Source organism: Bacillus sp. ISL-75, assembly GCF_018613095.1.
Window position 1 is genome coordinate 171500 of sequence record NZ_JAGGQX010000062.1, and the last position, 12375, is coordinate 183874.

Sequence of the window (12375 nt, forward strand, 5' to 3'; positions counted from 1 at the left end):
CACACAATATTTAGGAGGGTAATGATATGAAAAATGTAAAAAAAGTTATGGCTGCATCACTTGCTACGATATTACTAGTTTCAGGCTGTAGTAACAGTGGCAAAAGTGAAACTGCATCATCAAAAGAGTATAAATTAAAGGATGTTTCTTTCCCTTTAAAGGAAAAAGTGACATTGAACTTTATGACACAAAGCTCGCCATTAGCTCCAGCTGACCCTAATAAAAAATTAATTTATAAGCGGTTAGAAGAGCAGTCGGGCGTTCATATTAAGTGGAAAAACTATACCTCCGATGCTTTTATTGAAAAAAGAAACCTGGCAATGGCAAGCGGTGATCTGCCAGATGCCATCCTCGATGCAGGTTTTAATGACCATGATCTATTAAAACTTGCAAAAGATGGTGCGATTGTTCCTGTGGAAGATTTAATAGAGAAGTACATGCCTAACCTGCAAAAGGTTTTGGAAGCAGCACCTGAATATAAAGCAATGATGACTGCTCCTGATGGACATATTTACTCTTTCCCATGGATTGAGGAGTTAGGTTCAGGAAAAGAAAGTATTCACTCGGTTGATGATTTCCCATGGATCAATGTGGAATGGTTAAATAAATTAGGGTTAAAAATGCCGACAAACACAGAAGAATTAAAGCAAGTATTGATTGCCTTTAAAACAAAAGATCCCAATGGCAACGGAAAAGCGGATGAAATCCCAATGTCGTTTATTGGTAAGCAAGCAGGCGGGGAAGACTTAGCATTCTTATTTGGATCGTTTGGCCTAGGTGAAAACTGGGATCATACGGTTGTAAGCAATGATGGTAAAGTTACGTTTACAGCATCAGATAAAGGATATAAAGAAGGTATTAAATTTCTCAATGAGTTATATAAAGAAGGCCTAATCGATGTTGAAGCGTTTGAACAAGATTGGAACACGTATTTAGCAAAAGGCAAAGATAATCGCTATGGTTTATATTTCACTTGGGATAAAGCCAATATTACTGGAATGAATGACAAATATGACCTAATGAAGCCGCTTGCTGGTCCAGATGGCCAAGTGAATGTAGCCAGAACCAATGGAATGGGATTTGATAGAGGCAGAATGGTTATCACAAGTTCGGATAAGAACATTGAACTGACTGCAAAATGGATTGATCAATTATATGAACCAAAACAATCAGTTCAAGATAACTGGGGTACGTATGGTGATAAAACTCAACAAAATATCTTTGAATTAGATGAAGCAGCAGGAATGCTAAAACATTTACCTTTATCAGGTACAGCACCAGTGGAATTAAGACAAAAAACAAATATCGGCGGACCATTAGCGATTTTAGATGAGTATTATGGAAAAGTTACCACAAAACCAGATGATGCTGCATGGAGATTAGGATTAATGAAGGATGTTATGACTCCTCATATGACTGCAGAAAATATTTATCCAAGAGTATTCTTCTCATTAGAAGATAGCGATAAACTTACAACAATTGAAACGGATATGTTTGCTTTCGTTATGAGAAAACGGGCCGAATGGATTCAAAATGGAAAAGTGGAAAAAGAATGGGATGGATATTTGAAAGAATTAGACCGCTTAGGATTACAAGAGTGGTTAAAGATTAAACAAGCAGGATACGACAGGAACACAAAATAAACGGTTGGCTGAGGCTGTACAGTACAGGCAGTACGTACAGCCTTGTTTCGAAATAATAGGTATATTCCATTATCTAAATACCAAAAGGAGCGACAAATGATGAAACAACTATATAAAGAAAAATATCGTCAGCAGTTTCATTTTTCACCTGAAGAAAAATGGATGAACGACCCGAATGGAATGGTCTTTTTTAATAATGAGTATCACCTTTTTTATCAATACCACCCATTTGGGACCACATGGGGCCCAATGCACTGGGGGCATGCGGTTAGTAAAAATCTAATTCATTGGGAACAGCTGCCGATTGCGCTATTTCCAGATGAGCATGGTGAAATTTTCTCTGGAAGTGCAGTAGTGGATTGGAATAATACATCAGGATTATTCCAGAATGGACCTGGGTTGGTTGCCATTTATACAAGTGCGGATAACTATCCAGATTCCGACAGGCCGCGTCAGCGTCAAAGTCTTGCTTATAGTACCGACAATGGAAGAACATGGACCAAATTCGAAGGAAATCCCGTACTTTCTGATGTAAACATTACCGATTATCGTGATCCAAAGGTTTTTTGGCATGAAGAAACGAATAAATGGGTAATGGTGTTAGCGACTGGACAATCCATCACCATATACACCTCTCCAAACCTAAAAGATTGGGAGTTTGCTAGTGAATTTGGAAATAATTCTGGGTCACATGATGGCGTTTGGGAATGCCCTGACCTGTTTCAATTGCCTGTCGATGGTGATGAAAGCATCCAAAAATGGGTCCTGCTTGTCAGCATTGGTGATAACCATGAGTTCAAAGAAGGGTCAAGGACCCAGTATTTTATTGGTCAGTTTGATGGAACTACCTTTGTAAATGACAATTCAGATGAGACGATTCTTTGGATGGATTATGGCCGAGATAATTATGCAGGCGTAAGTTGGTCTGATATCCCGGCTGAAGATGGAAGAAGAATTTATATTGGCTGGATGAGTAACTGGCGTTATGCCAACCAGGTTCCAACGGAGGACTGGCGTAGTGCGATGACATTGCCAAGAGTATTATCGTTAGCTTCCAACGAGGCTGGAGTTCGCTTGAAACAAAAAGTGGCAGCGGAAATCGAGACAATTCGAAAAAGTTCAGAGGTTTATCAAGACCTTACGGTTGAAGCAAACCAACCTGCAATCTTTAACATGTTCAGTCCATTAATGGAAGTGAGCATTCAACTTGAAAACCAAACTTCAAATTCTTTTGGTATTGTTTTTCAAAACTCTGAAGATGTAAATACAGTGATTCGTTATGATGCAGAAAAGGAAATGCTACTAGTCGACCGGACGAAAGCTGGAGATAATAGTTTTTCAGAATCTTTCCCGGCTGTACAAGAAGCCTATGTAAAATTGGAAAATCTGCAAATTATTATTGATACTTCATCAATAGAGGTATTTGCAAATGATGGAAAGGTAGCTTTTACTAGCTTAATCTTTCCAAACCAACCATATGAGAAAATTGTTTTATTTTCAAACGAAGGAAATATCCGAGTGTCTTCATTAAAACTAACAGAACTAGACTCCATTTGGGGGAAGTAACTTTATTTTTAGGCAAAGCTCTAATCGAATTAATTGGGTTAGAGCCTTGTTTTTGGAAGAGAGGGCAAAGGATGAAACCAACTTTGATAAAATGGACTTCTGTATTTTTGTCCATCGTACTTATCTCTGCCTCCGTGGGCACGATTCTTGTTGATCCTACAACAGGCTGGGCAACCGAATCGAATGAAACGGGAAGTAAAGAAACGCGGGAGGGTGCGACAATTATTGAAAGTGTATCCAAAGCAATTACTAATCTGACAGACTGGCAAATTAAAGGGAAAGGCACGTTAGAAGACACAGAACAGGGACTTTTGCTTACTTCAGAACCTAAAGAGAATGTAATGGCTATATCAAGTGTTAATTCTGAAGATTTTATTTATGAATCGGATGTAAAAATAATAGACATGAATGCGGACGCCACCCTAGTATTCCGTTCTAATGAAGATGGCTGGGACTCGTACATGCTGCAAATCGTTCCAAATGCGGGAATCATTCGTCTTCGTGATGCTCGTGACGAGAAGAAATTAAAAGAGGAATTCCAAGTTAACCTGCAAGAGGGAGGAATCTATCATCTGAAGGTGAAGGTGGTTGGAGATCATATCAAAGTTTATTGGGGGAATCAGTATGCTCCTATTATTGATGTCCATAATGCTACATATTATAAGGGTTTTCTTGGCCTTAATGTATGGGATGGAGCAGCGTTGTTTCAAAATGTAAAAGTTAGTGATCTCACTGCAAATCTAGGCCCTTCCCTATATAAGGAAGGAAGCTGGGAACCAGCAATCAAAGGTCTGAAGGGAATTGCTGTTGATGGTGTGAAAGCAAAGCAAATCTACAATAAGAGTGCAAGCGACTTTGTGCTTGAAGGAAATATTTCTTTTGATCAAGATCCATCGGAAGCAGCAATTTCATTTCGTACCAATGAACAAGGAACAACTGGTTACCAGGCCGTGCTTATGAAAAAAGGAAGTACTGTCAAAGCACATTTGGAGAAGGCGGACGGTACTGTGCTCAAAACATCTGACCGCACCTATATAACCGAAAAAGGTGCCAAACACCATCTTGAAATTATAACAAACGGTAATCAAATCGAACTTTATGTTGATGGATATTCTGAGGCAGCTGTAAAAGTGGCGGATATGAGTTACAGTACTGGATTTGCCGGATTTTCTGTAACATCAGGTTCTGCTTACTTCCAGGATATTTATCTTGTTCCATCATCCAGCTATTACAAAGAAAAATATCGACCAGATTATCATTATACTCCAGCTCGAGGCTCTGTAAGTGATCCGAATGGGCTCGTCTACTTTGAAGGCGAGTATCATTTATTTCATCAAGATGGGGGGACTTGGGCTCATGCAGTAAGTAAGGATATGGTGAATTGGAACCGTCTCCCTATTGCTTTGCCATGGAATGATTACGGGCATGTTTGGTCTGGTTCAGCTGTAGCAGATCTAAAAAATGCTTCCGGTTTATTCACCAATTCTGGTGGTAAAGGGCTTATTGCCTACTACACTACCTTTAATCCGGATGGAACAAATGGTAATCAGCGGATTGGTCTTGCCTACAGTACTGATCAGGGACGTACTTGGGAATATTCAACGGAGCACCCAATTGTCATTGAGAATCCGGGCAAGAATGGAGAAAATCCAGGCGGCTGGGACTTCCGTGATCCTAAAGTTGTCCGAGATGAGGCAAACAATCGATGGGTCATGGTTGTATCTGGAGGAGATCACATTCGCTTCTTTACTTCTACTAACCTAATTGATTGGAAGCTTACTGATAATTTTGGTTATGGAAATTATGTTCGTGGCGGTGTATGGGAATGCCCTGATCTCTTCGAACTTCAGGTAGACGGTACGGAAGAGAAAAAATGGGTTTTGATGATTAGTACAGGTGCAAATCCAAAGACGCAGGGATCCGATGCGGAGTATTTTGTAGGGCATTTGACAGCTGATGGTAAATTTGTCAATGACAATACAGCAGGTAAAGTACTGAAAACGGATTACGGGAAGGAGTTCTACGCATCTATGTCCTTCGCCAATATGCCGGATAACCGTCGTGTGATAATGGCATGGATGACCAACTGGGATTATCCATTCGCTTTTCCAACTATGGGCTGGAAGGGAGAACTGACTATTCCGAGAGAATTAAGATTGGTGAAAACAGATCAAGGGATAAGACTTGCACAAGCTCCTATTAAGGAACTACAGTCGATTCGCAGTACCATTTTCCAGACACAGAACAAGTTAGTCAATCCGACTAATGCCTCCAACTTGTTGAAGGGAATCTCTTCAGGAGCATTTGAAATAGAAGCGGAGATTGAAATTCCTTCTACCAGCAAATTAACCGAATTTGGTTTTCATGTTCGTGAAGGGGCTGACCAAAAAACAGTCGTGGGCTACAAAACAGCAGATAATCAAATATTTGTAGATCGTGCTGAGTCAGGAGAGAAGGATTTCTCCAGCCTTTTTTCCACTTTACATGAAGCTTCTTTAAAACCGGATAATAAACGTATCAAAATGAATATATTTGTAGACGATTCGTCCATTGAAGTATTTGCTAATGATGGAAAAGTTGTTTTTTCTGATGTTATTTTCCCGGATCCTTCAAGTCGCAGTATGAACTTCTTCACCAAGGGGGGAGATGTAAATGTTGTATCATTAAAGGTACATTCGCTAGCAAATACTTGGAATCAAAATGCAGATGAGGATACAAGAATTATAATGGATACAAATCAAAGAGAGATGAATATTGGCGATGCTCTAACGTTGTTTGCTTCCGCGGAGAACCGAAAAGGAAAGCGAACTCAGCCAATTAAATGGACATCTAGTGATTCGAATGTAGTGGGGGTTGACTCCTTCACTAACTCCAATGCAGTACTTAAAGCAGGAAGCAAAGGAGAAGCAATTATTACAGCTTCTGCAGCAAATGGAAAGGCATCAGCAAGTGTAGTTGTTAGAGTGTATGATGGTGAAATCTATTCTAATCTCACTGGATGGAAAGCAGATCTTTCTGCCTCCCAATGGACCATCACAGAAAATGGAATCCGTGGTACGTATACAAGTGATGCAAACTATATGGCCAAGGAAACGGCAGGAGACTTTACTTATGAAGCAGATATGATACTGGGACAATCGGGAGGAGCAGGTTCCATTCTGTTCCGGGCAAGTGAAGACGGTAGAAGCGGCTATTACTTCAATCTTGATCCGACCATGAAGGCTTTTCGCCTTTTTTACAAGATTGACGGTCTCTTCGTGGACCGTATGGTCATTGCGAAAGTGCATGCCTTTATTCAACCAAGTAAGACATATAAGGTGAAAATCGAAGCAAAGGGTCCTCACATTCAGATTTATGTGGATGGTCAAAAAATCATGGATTTACAGGATGGAACCTTTGCTGAAGGCCATTTTGGTTTAAATGTCTTTGGAGGTCAAGCTTACTATCAGAATGTCAATGTCAGCAATATGTCAGAAGCAAACTTAACCGTAACAAGCTTTACGAATATAGCAACAGGTAAAGCGATTTATACTGCTAATTCTCAAAACGGTGAGCCTGTGACCGTAGCTGACGCAGACAAAGCTACAAACTGGACTTTGATTCCGACAGGTGATGATTATGGTTCTTATTCCATACGTACAGAGGCCGGCAAAGCTATAGATCTGGATACAGGGCAAAATAAAATTCAGCTGTACAACTATCTTGGCTATAATAATCAGCGCTGGATAATTACCAAAAATGATAATGGAACTGTAAGAATCACTTCTGTTCATAATGGCAAGGCACTTGAAATATCGGGAGAGGGAATTTTGACACTTAATGATTTGAATCTGAAACTAGAGCGTCAGCAGTGGACACTTTCGTCTGATATAAAATAAAGAAGTAAAAAAACGCAAATTATCGTTAACTTCCAGTGATAAGTAATTTTATTTTTCGGCGGAGCTCTAATCAAAGGTTAGAGCTTTGTTTTTGCAAGGCCATGAACAAGTTACTATATAGAACAATTTGAAAGGACGGTTGAGCTAAAATGAAAAACAATTCATCAGTCATTTGTATTGGAGAAATATTAATCGATTTTTTCTGTACCGATATAGATATTGATTTAGTAGAAGGTCAAAATTTTGAAAAACAGGCAGGGGGAGCGCCTGCTAATGTTTGTGCTGCGATTGTGAAATTAGGGGGCAGTGCTCTATTCAGTGGAAAAGTTGGAAATGATCCGTTTGGTCATTTTTTAAAAAATATATTAGAAGAAGTGAATGTCGATACCTCTATGCTTGTACTAGATAATGAGCATCCTACAACTCTAGCTTTTGTTTCATTGAAAGCAAATGGAGAAAGAGACTTCGTATTTAATCGCGGGGCAGATGCTTTTTTAACTGAAGACGAGCTTGATAAAGAAAAAATAATAGAATCGAGTATTCTACACTTTGGTTCAGCGACCGCTTTATTAAATGATCCCTTTCAATCGACTTATTTACATGTCATGCAGGAAGCAAAGGACGAAGGTAAATTTATCTCATTTGACCCTAACTATCGAATTGACCTTTGGAAAGGGAGAAGAGACCAATTTGTAGAGTTAGCGCAAAAGGGAATCGCTATCGCTGATTTTGTAAAAGTAAGCGATGAGGAATTAAAAATTATCTCTGGCATGAACGATTTAAGTGATGGAATCGAAGTTCTACATCAACTGGGAGCATTAGTCGTTGCGGTTACTTTAGGAAAAGAAGGAACGATGATTTCTAATGGGCAAAATATGGAGATGGTTCCAAGTATAAAAGTAGATTCTATCGATTCTACCGGTGCGGGTGATGCATTCGTAGGCGCAACACTTTACCAGTTGGCTAGAGCAACAGAACCAAAGAGAGTTTTAAAAGACTTCGAACAACTGAAACAAATCATTTTCTTTAGTAATAAAGTGGGAGCAATGGTTTGTACAAAAGTAGGCGCTATTTCTGCCATACCGACCCATGAGGAAGTAATCGGTTTTAAGGATAAGTTGATAAATAGTTATTAAATTAGTCCAATGTCTATGAAAAATTTATAAATCATTAAAAGGGGAGTGAATTCTATGAAACTAGGTTTTATCGGGTGTGGTGTTATTGCCATTGCACATGTTGAAGGCCTAGAAGAGTTAAAGAGAAAAGGGCTAGAAACATTTGAATTGACAGCAGTTTGTGACATTGACCAGGAAAGAGCTGAAAATTTTGCTTTAGAGGTAGAAAAACGGGTAGGCAAACATCCAGCTGTATATACAGATTATCGAGTGATGTTAGAGAAAGAACAATTAGATGCTGTGTCTGTTTTGATAAATCACGACTTGCATCATTCAGTTGCTGAAGATTGCTTTGTATCAGGGGTTCATGTACAAATGCAAAAGCCGCTTTCGATTTCTCCTTCCTTGGGCCGAAAAATGATCGCTGATGCTAAGAAGTATAATCGAGTATTAACGCTATCTGAACCAAGTGTACTAGGGGCCGAAAATGTTGCAATCGCGAAGGCAGTAAAAGAAGGTCTGATCGGTCGTGTATCTTTCATTATCGATTATGCAACTGTTACATTGCATCGCGGATTTTTCGCCGGTACACCTTGGCGGCATATGAAAGGTCAAGCAGGGGCGGGCTGGATCAATGATCATGGAGTTCATAGAACTCACTTTTTTACTGAGATTAATGGTTCGATTGATGAAGTTTTTGCCTATACGGAAATTTTTGAAAAAGAATTAAGTAATGGGAATGTTACGGTCAAACCTACGGGAGAAGACACGGCCGTTACGGTCTTCAAGTTTACAAATGGAGGACTCGGTCATTGGATGTGTGCTACATCAGCCCATGGTGAAGGGACCGGAGGTGTGTGGATTTATGGAAGTAAGGGATGCCTTCGCCCTGGGCTTCATGCAACACTTGAAGATGGGAAAAAAATTCTGATCCCGGAATTGATTGAGCGGTTTGCCCCGAATATCGTTGAACATCCATTCGCCCATTCCTATGTAGAATTATGGGAAGCCATTGCTGAAAATAAAACACCTATTTCGAGTGCGATGAGAGGCCTGGAAGCATTAGGAGTTGTATTTGCTGCTCTTGAATCTGCAACAATCGGCCAGCCCGTTAAAGTTCAAGACATACTTAATGGGAAAAAACATGCCTATGAAGATACCGTTCTGGAAGAGATGAAATCAATCTTAACACCGGAACTTAAAGGATTAAGATAAAAGAAATAGGTTAGTAAATTAGGTACAGCCCTTTCTTAATTAAAGGAGGGCTTTTCACTTTAGTTTTTATGAACTATAGGAAGGAGATGTAAATACATGCATAGTATACGTTGGGTATGGGGGTATATGCGGTAGAAATGGCCGTTAAAATGTATAAGAGTAAGGACTATACCATTAAGGAAATTACAGCAGCGACTGGAATCAGTAAAACCTCACTGTATAGGTATTTGGACAAAGTACAGTAGGGCTGCCAATTTGAGCTTGTTATGATGAATTACATTTTATGTAAATAATCTGACGGACTAGAGCAGTAACCCTGTGACTAGGCCTAAAAGGGCAAATTTTACATTTCTCAATATCAAAGTAATAGGTTACACGTGGATTTTTTTTCTCATTTGATCTTTTATTTTTTGCTTTCCGTATTGCCATATGTCCTGCCTTACAAACATACATACCAGCATCTTTATTAAAATCAAATTCGTCTTCCTTTTGTCGAATTCCTTGAGTGATATTTGGATTTAATTTGGCTACCAATTTAATATTATTCCCTGTCGTGTAAATGATATTATCCTTCTCAGAATAAGCGGCATCACCATAACTGTCTCAACTTTTACGCCTGCATTCTCACTTTTTTCAATGAGCGTTTGAAGTTGTTTGCCATCATTTTTTTCTCCAGAAGTAATGACAGCTGCAGTAATAATTCTTTCCTCACTCATTGCCAAATGTGTCTTATATTCAAAAAAAGCAGAGTCGGCAGTTTTATGTCCTACCTTGGCATCTGGGTCTTTTAAACTCTGAAGGCGCGCTATATCGTCTTCAATAGTTTCTCGTAAAAGATTCAGGTGTTCCTTTACCTTTGGGTACTGAAGGAGGATCTCTTCCTTCTCTATAACTTGGATTAACTCTTGAGAATAGGCAATTTCGTCCTCAAGCACATCTGTATTAGTTTTAGTCGGAAACCTTTTTTTCATGGCTTCATTAACCTGATATACTGCCTTCCTCAACTTTTTAGAACGTTCCATCAGCACTTCTTTCGGTGTCATCTGGTTATAGCGGGCTCTTGAATGGGTTGCATCGACAATAATGGATTTACTCTTAATAATCTCTTTTTCAATTGCAATTTCCACTGTCTTATTGATAAGGAGGTCAAGAAGATTAACATCTTTGAGCCTAAGTTTTCGGAATTTGGTTAGGGAGCTGGGATCAATTACTGGCTCTTCAGGTGCCATGTCCAGAAAATACTTGAAGGACATGGTATATTTTGAACGCTCTACAATATCCACATCGGAAAGGTCATGGATGGTTTTTAACAATAAAATATTTAAACATAGGAATTGGATCAATGACATTCCGGCCATTATCAAGACAATAATTCCTCTTTAGTTCATCGTAAACAAAGGAGAAGTCGACACCCCCGGAACGAAATTTTAGACCTTCTTGTAACAAAGAAGGTCATTTTATCGTTTTGGGGGTGCCCTGTTTTCTTGGCTTGATAGGCATAGGGTGTTTTCTTTTTTTAGGTTGATGGATATGGGGTCTTGACGGCGCTACCCTAATATGTGCAAATGGTTAAGTAGAAAAAAAGTAAGATATGAAATTTTGTAAACAAAACCTTTTAATTATGCAGTATACTTAAAAATGCGTTCATTGAAAACGCCTTCATGCGATGTGGTAGAAAGAAAAAGTATATTATACAGAGGTGTAATGTTTCATGTTATATGCCGAAGAGCGGAAAAGGGAAATCAAGGATTACATTCAAGGAAATTCAAGAGCGTCTGTTCAAGAGCTGAGTCAATTTTTTGAAGTATCAGAATCCACAGTGCGCAGAGATTTAAAGGAGCTAGAGGAAGAAAAGCTATTGAGAAGAACGCATGGGGGAGCTATTGCTCTCCAAAATGTCAACTTTGAACCAACATTTAATGAAAAGGAAGATAAGTTTCAAGAGGAGAAGAAAGCGATTGCCAGAAAAGCACTGGAATTTATTGAAGAAGGCGATACAATTTTGCTTGATGCAGGGACAACAACCTTCCAGCTTGTTAAGGAACTGCGGGCTTTTTCAAAGCTGACAGTAGTGACCAATTCACTTGTTTTTGCTCAAGAGTTGCAGGATGTTCAAGGAATTGATGTTGTGATAGTAGGGGGGGATTTACGAAAAGAGATGTGTGCCCTAGTAGGTCCGCTTACCGAAGCGGGATTATCAATGATGAGAGTAGATAAGGCTTTTATTGCGACGAACGGGATTGAGGCGGAAGAGGGGCTAACAACTCCTAATCTTACTGAGGCGGCAACGAAGAGGAAAATGATTCAAATTGCAAAACAAGTGATCTTGTTGGCAGATCACAGCAAAGCTGGGAAAGCGGCTTTTGCAAAATTTGCTGACATTCATGAGGTGGATAAATGTATTATCGATGCTGGTGTTCCTGATTCCTTTGTGGAGAAACTTAGAGAAATTGGGATTGATGTGTATGTCGTTTGTCCATAGTGTATGTTGACTATTTTTAAACCATATAAAGCTGAAATAGCTTTATATGGTTTTTTATTTGTTAAATAAACCATTAATGGAATTAAGTGTACTTGATGGAAAAAATTAATAAAAAAGCATTGTAATTTACAAATTCATCAATTATAATCATAAATAATCACATTTGATCATCAAATACCAAGGTATATGATGATCAAATGATTAAAAGTAAGCAAAGAATTGGAAACGTTTCCGCTGAGTGTCCAAAAATGAAAAAGAAGAGGCAAGGGGAACTATTAAAAGAAAAAAAGGGAGAAAGGAAAATGAAAAAAGCTATGTACAAAAAGTAAGCAAAGAATTGGAAACGTTTCCGCTGAGTGTCCAAAAATGAGCAAGAAGAGGCAAGGGGAACTATTAAAAGAAAAAAAGGGAGAAAGGAAAATGAAAAAAGCTATGTACAAAAAGTAAGCAAAGAATTGGAAACGTTTCCGCTGAGT

The 12375-nt window shown here is 38.9% G+C and carries 6 protein-coding genes and 2 pseudogenes; 7 read left to right on the forward strand and 1 reads right to left on the reverse strand.

Annotation, left to right across the window (positions count from 1 at the left end; translation table 11 throughout):
• Window positions 1-26: 26 nt before the first annotated feature.
• The 6 genes and pseudogenes from J7E63_RS23875 to J7E63_RS23900 all read left to right on the forward strand — a co-directional run.
• Complete coding sequence (locus J7E63_RS23875; RefSeq protein WP_215017073.1) at window positions 27-1643, forward strand: ABC transporter substrate-binding protein; 1617 nt, start codon at window positions 27-29, stop codon at window positions 1641-1643.
• A gap of 96 nt (window positions 1644-1739) precedes the next feature.
• Window positions 1740-3209, forward strand: a complete 1470-nt coding sequence (locus J7E63_RS23880; protein ID WP_251033707.1) for a glycoside hydrolase family 32 protein — start codon at window positions 1740-1742, stop codon at window positions 3207-3209.
• A gap of 71 nt (window positions 3210-3280) precedes the next feature.
• Complete coding sequence (locus J7E63_RS23885; protein WP_215017076.1) at window positions 3281-7087, forward strand: GH32 C-terminal domain-containing protein; 3807 nt, start codon at window positions 3281-3283, stop codon at window positions 7085-7087.
• A 149-nt stretch (window positions 7088-7236) separates the two neighbouring features.
• Complete coding sequence (locus J7E63_RS23890; protein ID WP_215017078.1) at window positions 7237-8223, forward strand: carbohydrate kinase family protein; 987 nt, start codon at window positions 7237-7239, stop codon at window positions 8221-8223.
• Between the two features lie 54 nt (window positions 8224-8277).
• Window positions 8278-9417 carry a Gfo/Idh/MocA family protein gene (locus tag J7E63_RS23895; RefSeq protein ID WP_215017081.1) on the forward strand — a complete coding sequence of 380 codons (1140 nt, stop codon included), beginning with the start codon at window positions 8278-8280 and terminating at the stop codon, window positions 9415-9417.
• A 131-nt stretch (window positions 9418-9548) separates the two neighbouring features.
• Window positions 9549-9662, forward strand: a pseudogene (locus J7E63_RS23900) (helix-turn-helix domain-containing protein); the annotation flags it as partial.
• Window positions 9663-9744: 82 nt separating this feature from the next.
• On the opposite strand, the pseudogene J7E63_RS23905 reads toward J7E63_RS23900, so the two are convergent.
• A pseudogene (locus tag J7E63_RS23905) lies at window positions 9745-10827 on the reverse strand (transposase); the annotation flags it as partial.
• A gap of 301 nt (window positions 10828-11128) precedes the next feature.
• On the opposite strand from J7E63_RS23905, the gene J7E63_RS23910 reads away from it, so the two are divergent.
• Complete coding sequence (locus J7E63_RS23910; protein ID WP_215017083.1) at window positions 11129-11899, forward strand: DeoR/GlpR family DNA-binding transcription regulator; 771 nt, start codon at window positions 11129-11131, stop codon at window positions 11897-11899.
• Window positions 11900-12375: the final 476 nt, after the last annotated feature.

Coding starts and splice junctions, on each gene's coding strand:
- J7E63_RS23875 (WP_215017073.1), top strand. CDS start 27: ATGAAAAATGTAAAAAAAGTTATGGCTGCATCACTTGCTACGATATTA.
- J7E63_RS23880 (WP_251033707.1), top strand. CDS start 1,740: ATGATGAAACAACTATATAAAGAAAAATATCGTCAGCAGTTTCATTTT.
- J7E63_RS23885 (WP_215017076.1), top strand. CDS start 3,281: ATGAAACCAACTTTGATAAAATGGACTTCTGTATTTTTGTCCATCGTA.
- J7E63_RS23890 (WP_215017078.1), top strand. CDS start 7,237: ATGAAAAACAATTCATCAGTCATTTGTATTGGAGAAATATTAATCGAT.
- J7E63_RS23895 (WP_215017081.1), top strand. CDS start 8,278: ATGAAACTAGGTTTTATCGGGTGTGGTGTTATTGCCATTGCACATGTT.
- J7E63_RS23910 (WP_215017083.1), top strand. CDS start 11,129: ATGTTATATGCCGAAGAGCGGAAAAGGGAAATCAAGGATTACATTCAA.